The sequence below is a fragment of the Psychrobacter immobilis genome, assembly GCF_904846235.1.
Classification (GTDB): domain Bacteria; phylum Pseudomonadota; class Gammaproteobacteria; order Pseudomonadales; family Moraxellaceae; genus Psychrobacter; species Psychrobacter immobilis_C.
The window spans coordinates 101,939-118,242 of the sequence record NZ_CAJGZN010000009.1 but is presented as its reverse complement, the minus strand read 5'-3'; the positions used below and the strand labels follow the sequence as shown (position 1 = coordinate 118,242).

General features: G+C 42.0%; 14 protein-coding genes and 1 pseudogene. 10 read left to right on the top strand and 5 right to left on the bottom strand.

Going from position 1 to position 16,304, the window contains the following annotated elements; all coding sequences use genetic code 11:
• Positions 1-126 precede the first annotated feature (126 nt).
• The 6 genes from JMX07_RS07955 to radA all read left to right on the top strand — a co-directional run bounded on the left by JMX07_RS07955 (position 127) and on the right by radA (position 5,658).
• Complete coding sequence (locus JMX07_RS07955; RefSeq protein ID WP_201607302.1) at positions 127-1,119, top strand: KpsF/GutQ family sugar-phosphate isomerase; 993 nt, start codon at positions 127-129, stop codon at positions 1,117-1,119.
• Positions 1,120-1,196: 77 nt separating this feature from the next.
• Positions 1,197-1,763 carry a KdsC family phosphatase gene (locus JMX07_RS07950; RefSeq protein WP_201607300.1) on the top strand — a complete coding sequence of 189 codons (567 nt, stop codon included), beginning with the start codon at positions 1,197-1,199 and terminating at the stop codon, positions 1,761-1,763.
• Positions 1,760-2,344 carry an LPS export ABC transporter periplasmic protein LptC gene (gene lptC, locus JMX07_RS07945; RefSeq protein WP_201607298.1) on the top strand — a complete coding sequence of 195 codons (585 nt, stop codon included), beginning with the start codon at positions 1,760-1,762 and terminating at the stop codon, positions 2,342-2,344. The genes JMX07_RS07950 and lptC overlap by 4 nt, the downstream gene beginning before the upstream one ends.
• 88 nt (positions 2,345-2,432) lie before the next feature.
• Entirely contained in the window at positions 2,433-2,990 is a 558-nt protein-coding gene (gene lptA, locus JMX07_RS07940; RefSeq protein ID WP_057760441.1) for a lipopolysaccharide transport periplasmic protein LptA, read from the top strand.
• A gap of 143 nt (positions 2,991-3,133) precedes the next feature.
• On the top strand, positions 3,134-3,844 hold the full coding sequence (gene lptB / locus JMX07_RS07935) for an LPS export ABC transporter ATP-binding protein (protein ID WP_413786667.1): 711 nt from the start codon (positions 3,134-3,136) through the stop codon (positions 3,842-3,844).
• A gap of 377 nt (positions 3,845-4,221) precedes the next feature.
• Positions 4,222-5,658, top strand: coding sequence for a DNA repair protein RadA (gene radA, locus JMX07_RS07930; RefSeq protein WP_201607296.1), 1,437 nt, complete (start codon positions 4,222-4,224; stop codon positions 5,656-5,658).
• Between the two features lie 161 nt (positions 5,659-5,819).
• On the opposite strand, the pseudogene JMX07_RS13750 reads toward radA, so the two are convergent.
• Positions 5,820-6,161: pseudogene (locus JMX07_RS13750) on the bottom strand (septal ring lytic transglycosylase RlpA family protein); the annotation flags it as partial.
• Between the two features lie 1,107 nt (positions 6,162-7,268).
• Positions 7,269-8,411: a rod shape-determining protein RodA gene (rodA, locus tag JMX07_RS07920; protein WP_201607295.1), complete on the bottom strand. Its 1,143-nt coding sequence runs from the start codon at positions 8,409-8,411 to the stop codon at positions 7,269-7,271.
• A 284-nt stretch (positions 8,412-8,695) separates the two neighbouring features.
• Between rodA and JMX07_RS07915 the strand changes: the two genes are divergently transcribed.
• Together JMX07_RS07915 and JMX07_RS07910 are read left to right on the top strand one after the other, a co-directional pair.
• Positions 8,696-9,643 carry a D-Ala-D-Ala carboxypeptidase family metallohydrolase gene (locus JMX07_RS07915; protein WP_201607294.1) on the top strand — a complete coding sequence of 316 codons (948 nt, stop codon included), beginning with the start codon at positions 8,696-8,698 and terminating at the stop codon, positions 9,641-9,643.
• 268 nt (positions 9,644-9,911) lie between these two features.
• Positions 9,912-10,487 carry a hypothetical protein gene (locus JMX07_RS07910; protein ID WP_102093395.1) on the top strand — a complete coding sequence of 192 codons (576 nt, stop codon included), beginning with the start codon at positions 9,912-9,914 and terminating at the stop codon, positions 10,485-10,487.
• 148 nt (positions 10,488-10,635) lie between these two features.
• Here JMX07_RS07910 and JMX07_RS07905 read toward each other — a convergent pair whose 3' ends face one another.
• The 3 genes from JMX07_RS07905 to JMX07_RS07895 all read right to left on the bottom strand — a co-directional run bounded on the left by JMX07_RS07905 (position 10,636) and on the right by JMX07_RS07895 (position 13,992).
• Positions 10,636-12,213 carry a M16 family metallopeptidase gene (locus JMX07_RS07905; protein WP_201607292.1) on the bottom strand — a complete coding sequence of 526 codons (1,578 nt, stop codon included), beginning with the start codon at positions 12,211-12,213 and terminating at the stop codon, positions 10,636-10,638.
• Positions 12,214-12,280: 67 nt separating this feature from the next.
• Positions 12,281-13,777: a M16 family metallopeptidase gene (locus JMX07_RS07900; RefSeq protein ID WP_201607290.1), complete on the bottom strand. Its 1,497-nt coding sequence runs from the start codon at positions 13,775-13,777 to the stop codon at positions 12,281-12,283.
• A 65-nt stretch (positions 13,778-13,842) separates the two neighbouring features.
• Complete coding sequence (locus JMX07_RS07895; protein WP_201607288.1) at positions 13,843-13,992, bottom strand: hypothetical protein; 150 nt, start codon at positions 13,990-13,992, stop codon at positions 13,843-13,845.
• Between the two features lie 294 nt (positions 13,993-14,286).
• On the opposite strand from JMX07_RS07895, the gene ftsY reads away from it, so the two are divergent.
• The gene (gene ftsY, locus JMX07_RS07890) at positions 14,287-15,678 is read left to right on the top strand and encodes a signal recognition particle-docking protein FtsY (protein WP_201607287.1); all 1,392 of its coding nucleotides are present in this window, start codon (positions 14,287-14,289) and stop codon (positions 15,676-15,678) included.
• Between the two features lie 54 nt (positions 15,679-15,732).
• Complete coding sequence (locus JMX07_RS07885; protein ID WP_201607285.1) at positions 15,733-16,299, top strand: methylated-DNA--[protein]-cysteine S-methyltransferase; 567 nt, start codon at positions 15,733-15,735, stop codon at positions 16,297-16,299.
• Positions 16,300-16,304 lie beyond the last annotated feature (5 nt).

Genomic DNA, 16,304 nt, shown 5'->3' with positions numbered 1-16,304 from the left:
AGACAGCAGCAAGTTCTTTGTTCAGTATGAAGCACTATATTAGTGTAGATTTTGTAGACTATTACTAATATGAAACATAGTGTAGTAAAATAGCGTATTGATTCATTATAAAAATAGAGCGGATTCATGAGTGATACCAAAAACAACTTAACCCATGAGCAATTTATTACCACTGCTATCGAGGCCATTAACACAGAGATATCTGCGTTAGCACTACTAACAGAGCAGATTGACGACAGATTTGCCCAAGCATGTGACATCATTCTGACTTGTAAGGGTCGAGTGGTGGTTACGGGCATGGGTAAGTCAGGGCTAATTGGACGCAAGATTGCAGCGACTTTTGCTTCAACGGGTACGCCTGCTTTTTTTATGCATCCTGGTGAAGCGGGACATGGCGACTTGGGGATGCTTGTAAAAGGTGATGTGCTGCTTGCTATTTCAAACTCAGGTGAGTCAGATGAAATCAAGATGCTACTACCAGTTGTTAAGCATCTAAATATTCCTCTCATCAGTATCAGTCGTGATAAGCGCGGTATGCTACCGCGAGCAGCTGACATTGTATTAACGCTCGGTCAATCACAAGAGGCTTGTCCACTTAATCTAGCGCCTACCTCCAGTACGACTGCTACTTTAGCGCTCGGAGATGCGTTAGCAGTTGCTTTAGTACATGCACGTAATTTCACGTCTGAAGATTTTGCATTATCGCATCCTGCTGGTGCCCTAGGTCGTCAGCTATTGACGCGTGTCGAAGATTTGATGCATACCAAGTCAGAAGACTTGCCTTTGATTCATCAGCAGGCCCCATTGCAACAAGCTCTATTTACCATGTCTGCTGGTCGCTTGGGTATGACAGTAGTGACTGATGATAACAATAAGGTCGTCGGTGTGTTCACAGATGGTGACTTGCGCCGAAGGTTAGAAAAAGGTATCGATCTACAAACGCCAATGCATGAAGTAATGGTCAGCAATCCACGCCATATCAGTAAAACCATGCGTGCGTCAGATGCGCTGAGTGTTATGAATGAGAGTGGTATTAGCCAGTTATTGATTATTGATGATGAAGATCGTTTAGAAGCTATTATTACCGTGCATGATTTGCTGCAAGCTGGGGTCAAATAAGGTTTGTGAGTTGCCGTTGAAATAGTTAAGCTACATAGAATAACGCTTCGAAAATAAATATTAAAAAGAGATAAATAATGCAGGACTTGATACAGAAAGCCGGACAAGTAAAACTATTGGTCATGGATGTCGATGGAATTTTATCCAATGGTCAAATTATCTATGATGCTAACGGTGTTGAGACCAAAGCGTTCTCAGTACAGGATGGTGTGGGTGTTAAGTCGTTAGCACGCTACGGTATTTTGACAGCTATCATTACGGGCCGTAGTAGTGCAATGGTGAACAAGCGCGCAACAGAAATGGGCGTCAACCATGTGGTGCAAGGCCGTGATGATAAGCTTGTTGCGCTAAACGAGCTGCTGTCTTCTCTAGATCCTGCCCTGAATATCACTGCTGCCGACTGTGCCTATATGGGTGATGATTTACCAGACATTAAGGCGATGCAAACAGTAGGATTTGCAGCAACCGTACCTAACGCGCATGCTGAAGTCATCAAGCGCAGTGACATGGTAACGACTCGTGCTGGCGGTACTGGTGCAGTGCGCGAGATATGTGATCTTATCTTAAAAGGTCATGGACATTATCAAGACTTTATCGCGCATTACACGCTTGATGAGGCACAAACTCAGGATAAACAGTCGTGAATACACGTGTCTTAATTGTATTAGCCTTAATTATTGCCGGTATCGCGGGTTGGTTTTTTCAGCAGCAAGGCGACGTAACGCCGCCAGTCAATATTGAAACGACAGATGTCGATTATGAAGCCACCGATATTAAAGCCGTACAGACGAATGATCAGGGCGAAACCGAATACGAACTTACCGCTGAGTCTTTGACGCATAATCCTGAGACCAATCAGGATGAGATGTCAGGCATTACGATGAATTGGGAACCATCTGCAGAGCAACGTTATCGTATTCAAGCGGGCAGTGCAGCCATCAGTCAACAGACAGGGGAGCTTAGTTTATCAGGTGGATTTACACTGGTGAGCGAAGGTAATAAGAGTACTCCTGATATCGAACCGATAAAAGTGACTGGTAGTACGCTAAAAGGTAATACGAAGTCAGGCAAAGTATACAGTGACGCGCCTGTGAAAATCGAACAAGGCATGAATCGATTTGAAGCCTCTAGTATGACTGCCAATCTTGAGACAGGTGAGTATGAATTTGGTCAAGTGGCTGTTGCCTTTTCTCCATCTGAACGCCAAGATAAAGCATTATTTTAGTCAAAGTCTTTCTATTTACCGTATCAAAAAATAGCAGCTAGCATAAAGTTTGCAAATCCTACCACCTATTATGAAATGAGTTATTTATATGAAACTTAAATTTTTGCCTACTTTACGCGCATCATCACTCTGCTTGCACAAATTACGCGCACTGCCAATGGTAATGTTATTGGCGCTACCGCTATATAGTCATGCATTGCCATCAGATTCTAATCAGCAGATCAAATTGCTAGCGGATAAAGCCACTTATAGTGAGCGTACCGGCGTGACCAGTTATGCAGGCAATGTCATTATTACTCAAGGTACGTTTAAGATGACGGCCGATAACATCACGGTCAATCTATCTCAGCAGCGTAGCATTAATTCAGCGGTAGCAACTGGCCGTCCAGCGACCATGCAGCAAGTAGTCACGCAAGAAAAGGGCTTGGCAAAAGGGCAGGCTAATAAGATTGACTATAACGCAGTGTCTGGGATTATTACACTAACTGGTAATGCAAAACTGGTTCAAAATGGTGCAAGCTTCGCTGGTAACGTCATTCGTTATAGCCTAAAAGCAGGTGATGTTGAAGCGACTGCTGGTGGTAATCAGCGCGTTGAATTGGTATTCCCGCCTAACAATGGTACAAATCAGAGTGGCGTACGTTAATCCAAATAAACAGGCTATGAGTAAATCAGTCTGCCTTTAGCAATGCTTAAATTTTGTGAAAGTAAGAGTAAGTTATGAGCGATGATAAAAATCTAGACCTATCGGCATCAAATACTAATACGGCGCCTGTCGCTCGATTGACTATGCAAAATCTAGGCAAGCGCTATGGAAAGCGTTGGGTGGTCAAAGACGTTTCATTTTCTGTCGAACAGGGTCAAATTGTCGGATTGTTGGGGCCTAACGGTGCTGGTAAAACGACAAGTTTCTATATGGTGGTGGGACTGGTCAATATGGATAAGGGCCGTGTTACGCTAGGTAAAATGGATTTATCTAAATACGCAATGCACGAGCGTGCGCGTGCGGGTATCGGCTATCTACCACAAGAGGCATCAATCTTTCGTAAATTATCTATCGAAGATAATATCTTAGCTATCCTACAGACTCGTACAGAATTAAGTAAAGCTGAACAGCATCAAGAACTTGAAAAGTTGATTGGCGAGTTCCATTTAGAACATGTGCGCAAGTCTCAGGGTATGAGCGTGTCAGGCGGTGAGCGTCGACGCTGTGAGATTGCGCGAGCATTGGCCGCTGATCCTAAGTTTATCTTATTAGATGAACCTTTCGCAGGGGTAGATCCTATCTCTGTCGGTGATATTAAAGACGTTATTTTGACGCTTAAAAATCGCGGTATTGGCGTTTTAATCACCGATCATAATGTTCGAGATACATTGGCGATTTGTGAAAAGGCTTATATCGTATCAGAAGGCGCTATCATTGCAGAAGGCACTTCGGCTGAAGTGTTAGAAAATGATTTAGTCAAATCTGTTTATCTAGGTAAAGACTTTCAAGTATAAGTGAGAGCATTAAATTCCTTATCTCATACTCTATTTTATATAGTGCATTCAGAACAAAAAGATGCCGTTAAAGTAGAGTTGTGGTGGCATAGGTTTTCCTTACTTCCTATGTATTTGCTTTCCAAACGCTGCGTAAAATTTATACCAATAACTTTGTAATTTCTAATTAACTAATAGAGCTAGCTAAAACTATTTTATATAGAGCTTATAAGCCAGTTACTATTTATACCTACAATTAACATCATCCTCTTTCAAGTACAGCTTACAAAACCAATGGCTGACTTATCATAATAAATATTTTTGAATCAGCGCTTATAAAGCGTGACAATACTTTCTTCATTATTCTTGATTGATTCTCTGAATAAGGCTTATAAGCTATGGCAAAAAATAAAAGCAGCTATGTCTGTCAGCATTGTGGTGCACATTTTGGTAAATGGGCTGGACAGTGTACGGATTGCGGGGAATGGAATAGCTTGGTCGAAGCCCCAAATGTTAGCATGCCTCATCACAATAAGAGCACCGCGAAGCCCAATAACGCACGAGCTACTACTCGTGGTACCAGTGCGCCAGCTGGTAACTACTCTGGTACTCACAGTGCTGTCATGCCGCTTAATGCAGTAAGTGTCACGCTCGACACGCGCCTACCAACCGGTATCAGTGAGTTTGATCGCGTACTCGGCGGTGGACTAGTGGCAGGCTCTGTGGTTTTAATCGGTGGTGATCCGGGTATTGGCAAATCAACTATCTTGCTGCAAACAGCGACCAGTATGGCACGAGCTGATTCATTGGCAGGTAGTGCGTTATACGTGACGGGTGAAGAGTCGCTTGCACAGGTGGCCATGCGAGCCAAACGCTTAGACTTGCCTGCTGATAGACTGCTTGTACTGGCCGAAACTAACGTAGAAACCATTTGTGCTGCATTAACGCAAGAGCAGCCAGCCATCGCTATTATTGATTCTATTCAGACAATTTATACAGACGCTATTAACTCTGCACCAGGTGGTGTCAGTCAGATTAGAGAGTCTGCAGCGATTTTGACGCGCTATGCTAAGCAAACAGGGACAGCGCTATTTTTAGTAGGACATGTAACCAAAGAAGGTACGTTAGCGGGTCCGCGAGTATTGGAGCATATGGTTGATACGGTACTCTATTTTGAAGGCCAGTCTGACTCGCGTTTTCGTATGATTCGTGCGGTCAAGAATCGCTTTGGTGCGGTTAATGAGTTGGGTATCTTTGGTATGACTGATATGGGACTCAAAGAAGTCGCCAATCCATCAGCGATATTTTTAAGTCGTTATGACAAACCTGTTGCGGGTTCTGTGGTGATGGTCAGCCGTGAAGGTACAAGGCCGTTACTAGTAGAAGTGCAGGCCTTGGTCGATGACTCACAAGGCTCGCCTAGAAGAATGGCATTGGGTCTAGATTTCCAACGTTTATCTATGCTACTAGCAGTGATGCATCGCCACGGCGGGATACATACCAGTGGACAAGATGTCTACGTCAACGTCGTTGGTGGCGTCAAAGTCATAGAGACAGGATCTGATTTGGCCGTACTGTTGGCCTGTGCTTCAAGTATTAAAGAGAGAGCGTTACCATCTTCATTAGCAGTATTCGGTGAAGTTGGTCTATCGGGCGAGATACGCCCAGTACCTAACGGACAAGAGCGCCTGAAGGAGGCGATGAAACATGGGTTTAAGCATGCCATCATTCCAAAGGCCAATGCACCTGCTAAGGATGCGCCTCAGTTTAAAGGTATCAACGTGATTGCGGTTGAGCGACTCGATGATGCTATTGAAAGCGCATTTGAGTTATAAAGTACATAGGACTAATAGCACTTTGTTTTGAGTAGTTCAGTCGCTACTATGAGCCTAGAGCGATAAATATGAACCATAAAAAAAGCCTAACTAATTATTAGTTAGGCTTTTTTGCTATATGGGCTAGTAATATTATTGGTCTTTAAAACTGATACCTAAAATTAAGGTCCTGCAACGCGCTCAATAGCAACGTTACCCACACCTTTGCTCGTAATACCGAGTTTTTTGGCAGCACCATAAGATAGGTCTAATACACGGTTACCATGGAATGGGCCGCGATCGTTCACTTTTACCACGACACTTTTGCCATTGGTCTTGTTAGTGACTTTGACATAGCAGTTTAATGGTAATGAGCGATGCGCTGCAGTTAAACCGTTCATGTCAAAAGTTTCGCCACTGGCAGTCTTGCGACCATGAAACTTACGACCATACCAAGACGCAAGACCAGTCTGCTTAAATTTGCTGACAGAGTTAGAGGCAACAGCTGTTAAGCGCTCTAGTACGTCTTCATCATTGGTGACTTGTGTCGTATCATTGGCTAACAATGAGCTGCTAAGTGCCAATGAAGTCGGCTGACGGGCTGACTTTACCAAACTTGATGCACCATCATGTTGACGGCTTAATTCACCAAGTACACGGTCAATGTGGGAGGCGTTATCTTGCGAAATCATAGCAAGTGTGGTCTTTGCTTCTACAGCATTTGCATTGGTCGCGACTGCAGAGCCAGCAAATAACATTGCTGACATTGTAAGTAAACCAGATAAACGCTTGTTCATAAATACCTCTATAACTTATACATCAAAACCTAACTCTAAATATTTTAGATTGAGCATGGCATTAATCTATTATTTTCATATTGATTAATGAGCGGCTCTTATAGATATTAATATATGGTAATTTTTCATTTCATTATCATCAGTATTCAGTACATCTAATAGATAGAGTGACTGATGATACGCTCAAATGATAGTTAGCGATAAGCATTGAATACAAAGTCCAAAATCAGGACTAAGTGACAATGTCACTATATGTTGTATTTACATGATGTGCGATCTACAAACTTCTTTAGAGTGCTACGTTAATAAAAGGTTCAGAGGACATCGCGTATCGCTTTGTTATCAAACCGTTAATTAAGTAGTGTATTTGAAAGTCTGGAATCTACAAGATGCTAACTATACGGCTACGCTACAACCTAAATATATTTAAATGCAAAGTTTATTAGTAGCTATGTACGGGTTATGTATCAGAGTACAGTAAAACGAGGTTAACGCAATTTTTTGTAAAAAACAAGGAATAAAATCTTTCTGAACTTATAGGCGATTAACTCATATTGAAAATCATGTCTATTTACTATTAAAAATAAGAGGCACTAAAACGAACAATTATTTCGGATTTGTAACTATTCTAGTGATTAATACAAACATACATTATATGAAAAATATTAAAATAAAAAAGCCATAGCGCTAAGAATAAAACTTTGCTTCGCGCCATGGCTCATTGTCTTTTATCAAATCATTAGTAGTACAAAACAATTTATCTTAATGGTACTACCATAATTATTATAACGACTTACTTGAAAGACGAATTATACAGAAAGTATATTATACAAGTTAGCTGGATTTATGTGTATGGATAGACATGAGTAGGCCAAATCCTGCCATCAAAGTCACGATAGCCGTACCACCATAACTAATGAATGGTAGTGGAACACCTACGACAGGCAAAATACCGCCAACCATGCCGACATTGACGAATATATAAACAAAGAAAGACATAGCTATAGCACCAGCCAACAATCTACTATAAACATCAGGATGGGTGAAAGCGATATATAAGGCGCGTGATAGAAGGCAAAAGTAAATGAACATCAGTAGCATCACACCGAGCAAGCCAAACTCTTCGGAGAAGGCGGCAATAATAAAGTCAGTATGGCCTTCTGGTAGGAAATGTAAGTGCGATTGTGTGCCTTCTAGATAGCCTTTTCCAGTGAGGCCACCAGAACCAATGGCTGTCTTCGATTGAATGATGTTCCACCCAGCACCTTGTACATCTGCTTCAGGATTAAGGAGTGTCAATACTCGCGTACGCTGATAGTCGTGGAGTAAAAAATTCCAAGCAAAAGCAATAAACGGCACAGCTAAAATTACAGCAGCAGAAATCAATCGCCATGAAAGGCCTGCTAAGAAAAGCACAAATATACCACTAGCAGCGACCAGTAACGACGTACCAAGATCAGGCTCTTTAGCAATTAATAGCACCGGTACAATGATCAATGCTAAGGTGATAGCAATGCTAGATGCTGACGGTGGCAAATCACGCTTAGACAAAAACCAAGCACACATCATTGGCATACCAAGCTTCATAAACTCTGAAGGCTGCACACTACCGAACCCAGGCAAATTGATCCAGCGCTGAGCACCCATACGTACTTCACCAATAATATCTACCAATACCAATAAGATAAGTCCTAAGACATAAAATATGGGTGTGAAAGTACGATAGAGACTAGGCGGTATCTGCGCCATAGTAAACATTACCGCGAATGCCACTCCATAACTGACCATTTGGCGAATGACCATACCAATATCTTGGCTTGCGGCGCTGTATAGAATCGTCAGACCAATACAACAGACCGTCAATAACAGTAAAGTTAACCATGGGTCGATATGAATGCGTTGCCATAGTGTCGGTGCATGACCTTGACCCAAATGATGGCTCTGACGTGAAAAACGATATTGCGGGTTAGAAGACATAGGCAGAATTTGGCTAACAATTGGTGTAGGAGGGAAGTACTAACTAAATTATCTCATTATAAATAATGATGAGAAGCGTACTTAAAATTACCGATTTTAATAAAAGTATGCGAGCACGCGATGGCTATATAATTCACAAATAATAATAAAGTCACTCAATTATAAAAGTTGTAAGGATAAGTGTTAATTATCAATATTGGACTTCAAATTAGAAGCGATAGTTTAGCCTGCTTGTTGAAAATTTGATAGTATCGATAAAACGTTTTTAGCGGTAGTTTATTGCAATGATAAAATCAAAAATCCATGCGTATAGGCAAATTTGCCAACCTATTATCACCCTTATCCTATGTGCTGGCAGTGTCAGTGCTCATGCCGTTATCATCAGTGATGATAGTGAACGCCGTATTCAAATACGTCAAAGTAGCAGTACAAGCAATAACAGTAATGCGTATATAACGCCCTCTACTAACAGCTCAAATCAGCGTCCTGGTGTTACCATGTTGAGTGGTGCGAACGCATCAAATAGCGACAGTATGCAAAACTTGATTGTACAAAAACAGCGTGATTTCGAAATTGATGCTAGGTTGTCCATTGAAGAAAACAAACGTGTGAATGTAGTGAGACGCGGTACTACTTATAGTACAGCAAACAACACCTATAATGGTGCTTATAACGATTCTATGAATATGGACTTTAATGCATGGTTAAATAGCAATAGTTATCGTGCCAGACAAGTAGCAGAGTATGAGCGTTATCTTAGCGCACGAGTCGGATCACAGAATGTACCGCCATTGTCTCAACTGCTGACGACTGCCCGTAGTTGGAGTAAATGCGGATATGAGCCTTATCAACTGCCACCTCAAGAACTATGGTCTAACATTGTACCAACATTACGCCTTTATAGTGAGTTGAAAAACCAAGGCATTTTACCACTCAGCAGTGAGATACGTTCGGTATATCGTAACCCAGGTTTGAATGATTGTGCAGGCGGGGCAGACGGTAGTAAGCATATGAATGCAAGTGCTATCGATATCTGGGTACCTGAGTATGAAGACAATCTATGGCGCTTGAGTACTATGCATGATGGCTTATGTCAGTTTTGGCAGTATCAAGGACAGCCTTATAACTTTGGCTTAGGATTATATGCGACAGGGGCTATTCATTTAGATACTGATGGTTATCGCAAATGGGGATTCAATCACGCTAGTAGTTCCTCTTCTTGCCGCTATTAATTGATTTATCAAGAATCGAGAATTCAAATAATTATAAAGTTAGCCGAGATAACGCTAGATATATATTCATTTTTATATATACTATTCCGGTGTTTACTAAAAATAATAATTTTGTAATTATTTGGTAGGATTCATAGGATAGACGCATGAGTTCATTAAAAATTTGTTTGGTCTTTAAAAACTATGCTTTAATAATATCTGTTATCAATCGCCTTTATATTTTCATGGCTTATAAAGAAAACCACCAAATTTACTTTAAGCGAAAACTATGAAAAATCAGCGCTTGACAATGAAAAACTATCATAAATTAAATAACGAGAAGCAAAGTTTTTTGCACTCGAACTATAAGTATGGCGCTTTGTTTACTTCTGCACTTATGTCGGTATTATTGATTAATGCGTGTAGTACAGAGATGTCCTCTGAAAACAATATGATAGTGACGGATAAAGCTGATAGACATATACAAAGCTCTAAAGAGATAGAAGATAGTATCAAGAACTCTTACGCTCGTTTAGCCTCTAAGCGCTCTGATGTCTGTCCAAAATTAATTCAAGAAGAAACAGGTAATCAGGTTATCGAACGTATATCAGAGGTCATGGTAAATGACTACTGTGATTATTTCTTATATCCGCGAGAGGGTCAGCGCCTCAATGTTAAAGTAGATAACCGTCAAATAGAAGCGCTATTAATTGTGCCGACGCTACATAACTTTGCCAATGGTAATTATAAAGTGACGTCTTATGATAAGCATGTTATCCGTTTGAGCTATAACGGGGCTACCCATAAGCCTGAGCATTTTGTCTATGATGTTGCGCTAAAAATTTCTGACGCCAAGTATTCCTAATGCCAAGCATTAAGAATGTTCTGCTTCTTATTTAAAGATTATAGCCGTTCAAATATTTAAATGGACATATTATGAGTAGTATTTTTTACCATTTATAATACGTCCATTGGATTGATAACGCTTATTTCTAATATTGCTTCCTAGCGATTTATTTCTTGCTGGTTTTTTCTACCACTTTCTTTTCTTTCCAAGGATCTTCTTGCCCAACCGTAACTATTAAAAAGTTATCAGGCTTTAGCGTATCTCGCATGGTTTGATTGACCTCTGAAAGTGTGACTTGATCAATGCGATTGGTATAGTCAGCTAAGTAATTATTCGGTAATTGGTAAAAATTCATCATTCCAAGTAAGCTATTGATACCTACATTGCTCGCAAATCCCATCGGGAAGCTATTTTTCAGATTATCTGTAGTTAAGCGCATCTCCTCAGTGGTGATACCCTTGTCCAGCGTTTCGTTGATAACCGCTAAGCTTGCATCAATGGCCGCACGCGCCTTGTCATTACGTGTCGAAAAACCAATCTGGTAGGGACCTCGAGAGAGCATTGGGTTCATCGATCCTGAGATTCCATAAGTATAGCCAAGGTTTTGTCTCACCTCAGTCATTAGTCTCGCATTAAAATCACTGCCTGCCATGACTTCGTTTCCAACAGCAAAGTTGGTTTGCTGCTGCTGTGCTATTGGGTCGGTAGCTCGTTTGCTACCTAGCTGTCCCATGAGTACAGTGGTTTGAGTGCTTGGGAATGGAATATGAACGTGCTGCGCTTTGGTAAGCGGTTTCGGCTCAGGTAAATCAGTGGCAGCTTGGCCAGTAGGCAATTTAGCAGTGATGTCTTCTGCCAGTTTTTTGGCTTGTTTTAATGTCAGGTTGCCGGTCATAGCAACAGACGCGTTTGCTGCAACTAGATATTTATTTTTAAAGTCTATCAGTTGTTGCTTCTCAATCGTAGGAACGCTTTCTAGCGTGCCGACTGATGGATGCGCGTAAGGGTGAGTACCATATAGAGCCTCGTTGAAAGCGATACTTGCTAAGCTATTAGGATCTTGTTTTTGTTGCTGCAGGCCTACCAACAGTCTTGCTTTATTGCGAGCTAGAACTTGCTCGTCAAAGTTAGGTTCACTCACCATCTGTGTCATTAAGTCAATGGCTGGCAGGAGATGCTTATCATCAGATAGGCTACGCAGTGAAACAATAAACATATCCTTATAGGCGCTACTGCTTAGATTGATGCCCAACGTTTCCACTGCACGAGTAAATGCATTTTCATCTAGGCTTTTTGAGCCCTGTTCGAGCATCGTCGCTGTCATATTCGCAATACCGAAACCATCCTTTTTGATACTACCATCACGCGCGCTACCAGCATTAAAACGCAAATCAACATCGACAATTGGCAAGGTGGTCGTTTGTACAAACATAACAGGTACGCCAGACTTGGTCTTAAACTGTTGAATGGTCGGTACGGTGACTTTTAAAGGTTTGTCATCGGCTAAGCTGGTCAGTTTAGATAGAGCAGCAATTGGCGCACTTGCATCGACTGCAGCAGGTGCCCGGTAATCTTCAGCAGCTGTTGTATCAGCTTGAGCAGTAGTAGCCAAGACGCTAAAAGCGAGAATTACGCTAGCACTGAGGTAGGCTCGCTTTTTAGATGCGATAGTGCTTCTTACAGAAGGTGAAGCAATCTTAAAAGCTTGTTGTCTGACTTTATAGTCGTATTTATTCTGAATCATGAGTTTCTTCTTATTAAGAATACGGTGTTATGGTCATTTCTATGAGACGTTTGATAATAGGCAGCGACTATTTCGCTGAGGTTTTATTGTCTTTAGGTGGTACGACATGCATCACCGTTAAGTTGTCCTTGACCAAATATTTTTTACTGGCAGTTTGAATATCAGCCACACTAATACCGTCGAGCTTAGTTGGCAACTTAGCAAGCAGTCTGTCATCTAGACCGATAGATTGTAACGAGCCAATCATACGTGCCTGTCCTTCCATGCTGTCTTGCGCATAAATCAAACCAGTAACCGTATTGGTCTTGGCGCGACTGATCTCGTCATCGGCAATAGGATCGGTTTTTAGCTTTTCTATTTCCGAAGTTATAGCTTGTTGTGCTTGCTCTAAGCTGACGCCTTCACGCGGTGTTGCTTGAATCAAAAACAGCCCATCACCGCGATCTAGCAAGTCGTAAGAAGTACCAACCGTCGTCAATATACCTTGCTCACGTATCAGTCGACTCTCTAAGCGTGCAGATAAGCCGCCATCGAGCACATCTTGCGCAAGTGACAGGGCATAAGCTTGTTTTTCATTGTTGGTGCCTGCCGTGGCAAGGCTTGGCACGTTGTAACCCATCAGTAGAACGGGCACTTGAACGGCTTGCTCAGAGTCTACCTTTTGATAACCACGGAAGCCTTTTTGAGTCACAGAGGTACGTTTGGGTAGGTTGCTTTTTTCTAAATCACCAAAGTAACGTTTGACTTGAGTAAGTACTTCTTGTGGTTGCACGTCGCCGACGATGACTAACGTTGCATTATTTGGTGCATACCACGTCTTATACCAATTTTTTAGATCTGAAAGTTTAATCGATTCTAGCTCGTTCATAGGTCCAATGACAGATTCGCCTTTTGGGCTGTCAGGTAAGGCCAGCAGACGAAATGACTCATACGCTTTAGCAAGCGGATTGTCATCAGTACGTTGGCGACGCTCTTCCATGACCACTTGATGCTCTTTAGCAAATTCTTTGTCATCAAATATAAGGTTTTTCATGCGATCTGCTTCAAGCTCTAGCGCTAACGGCATACGATTGGCAGGGAATAGCTCGTAGTATCCGGTATAGTCATAGCTGGTAAAGGCATTATTGACACCACCAAACTTAGCAATTAGCCGCTCATAATCATCACTAGAAACGTTGGTCGTGCCCTTAAACATCATGTGCTCGAGTAAGTGAGAGATACCGCCTTTATCAAGAGGCTCATCTGCCGAGCCCACTCGGTACCAGATTTGTGTCATAGCGACTGGGGCACGGTGGTCTTCTTTTATGACGACTTTTAGACCATTTTCTAACTGATATTCATGTCGACCTGACATGTCCATTGTCAACTCAGACGGCTGAGTGTCTTTGCTCGTTTTATTTTCATCTGATATGTTTTGAGCCAAGCTATCTGTTGCGATTGAGCTTGTCACGGTTGCAGAGTCAGTAGGCATCGTATTGGTTTGACACGCAGCAAGTGACGCTGCTACTGCTAAGGCACAAGCCATGCGTAATGGCGCAGCTGCTAGAGGTAAAGACAATGGCATGATATGGTCTACTTATATAAAATAATAATAGAAGAATTAAATGCTAATCATAGTGATAGCAGGCATTACAAAGAGGTCTGAGCACCAACCATAACACTAGCAGTCGGTCTGAACTCTTGCGTCGTGGTGCAACCTGTCACCAATGTAGTCGTCGTTAATAAAACAGCCACACTGATGCTGCTGATTTTCTTATAGTGCTTAGAGAGTAATGACATAACGGATTCCTAATAAGTTTTTATCGAATAAGTCTTGGTAGAGTAGGCGAAGTCTGACAAGTAACAGGTCAGAATTTTGTGTCTAAACCTTAAGCAAAACTTTCTCAAATCATCGAGTGATTTTTTAAACAGATAAATTTTGACGATAGTCTAATAGGGTAAGGGCTGAGCATGACTTGAATTATGCTAAAATAGGTCAAAATTAGATGTCATGTCGCTCGTAGCCAGATGACAACCTATGAATCCATTAACAATAAACAAATAATTGATCGTGATAACTTTTAGGGCAAATTTATGAACAACCCAAACAATAGCAACCGCGTAGTCATTAACCTTGATGCTGGTCTTGACGACTTAGATGACGATGATATTACCTTACCCAGTCTACCGGTGCAATCTGTGCCCATTATTGATGAAACAGAAAATATTGCTCCGCAAAAGGACAGTATGGTAAACCAAGACGTCTCTAGTAATGATGCTGCGGACAATATTGCTTTAGCGACGCCAATTGTTATGACAGAAGAGCATAATGTCCCTAAAGGTAATTCTGAAAGCTTTTCAAGCGCTACAGAGACAGCCGCTGCTACAAGTCAAACTAATACTGCGTCAACCATTCCTGCTATGCCATTGCAAGAGCAATTGGGTGATACACCAAGCGTAAACCCAGTGGCTGACAGTAATGTACAGGCAGCTACTACCAAAGAGCCTGCTACAGAGTTACAAGAGTCACAAGAGACTAAAGAAAATAAGAAAAAGGGCAGCTGGTTTAACCGTATGAAAACGGGCCTCAGTAAGTCACGCAAAAACTTAGCCGAAGGCATGGTCAGTATCTTAATCGGTGGCAAAGAGATTGATGACGAGCTCTTAGAAGAAGTCGAAGATCAGCTATTGGTAGCCGATATCGGCGTCAACGCGACGAACCGTATCATCAAGAGCCTTACCGAGCAGACAGATCGTGGTGACTTGATTTACGCACACTCTCTATATAAAGCATTGCAAAGTGAGTTGGTTGATATCCTCACACCAAAAGTTGAGCCATTGGTGATTGATACTAGCAAAAAGCCGTTTGTTATATTGGTAGTAGGTGTCAATGGTGTAGGGAAAACTACAACGATTGGTAAGCTTGCCAAGCGTCTGCAGGGCGAGGGTAAATCAGTCATGCTGGCAGCGGGTGATACGTTCCGTGCGGCAGCTACTGAGCAGTTACAGATTTGGGGCGAGCGCAATCATATTCCAGTGGTAGCGCAAGGTCATGGTTCTGACAGCGCTTCTGTCATTTTTGATGCGATGCAGTCAGCCAAAGCAAAAAATATCGATGTGCTCATTGCCGATACTGCGGGACGTCTGCAAAACAAAACGCATTTGATGGCAGAATTGGAGAAGGTCGTACGTGTCATGCGTAAGGCGGATCCAAGTGCTCCGCATGAAGGTATGATTGTGCTGGATGCTGGCACGGGTCAAAATGCTATCAACCAAGTCGAACTGTTTAATAAAGTTGTGCCACTGACAGGCATCACCATTACTAAGCTAGACGGTACTGCTAAAGGTGGTGTGGTGTTTAATATTGCCGAAACGACAGATGTGCCTATCCGTTATATTGGTGTGGGTGAGTCGATTGACGACTTACGTTCTTTTAGTCCGAAGCAATTTGTCGCCGCCTTATTCGAGACCGACGATAAAGAATAAGAGAGCCAGTTTTATCTGGTAAATTATTTTGAAGACAATAGGGAAGTAGACGCTATGATAGTTACCACAGCAGCCTTTGGGTCACATCGATTAACACTGATTGCTCGTGTCAATGTGCATGGTCAGCCTATGCTCGTTGAAGCCAACTGGCTGCTGGCAGGTAACTCATGGCATAGCTCAAAATCTGTACCTAAACTTAAAAAGTACTATGGTCTGACAGATGAAGACTTTACTTTTATAGATAAAAATAGCCTAAGCATGAATGAGCCTGCTCAAGCATTATTAATAGAAACGATTTTCCAGCTCAAAGACTATGCTAATGGTAAACGTAAGACGTTGGATTTACCTTTAGACTTCTCTATGGGTACTGAGTTCCAGCAAAGAGTATGGCAGGCACTACAAGGTATTGAGTACGGCGAAACCATCAGCTATGCCACACTCGCGCAGCGTGTCAACAGTCCAAAGGGATTCCGTGCGGTTGCGCAGGCCAATGGCAAAAATCCTTTTAGCATTATCGTGCCTTGTCATCGAGTGATTGCGAGCGACGGTAAGCTTGGTGGCTATACAGGCGGGCTAGATAAAAAAGAGTATTTACTAGCACTAGAAGGAAGTTGGACGTAAAACTA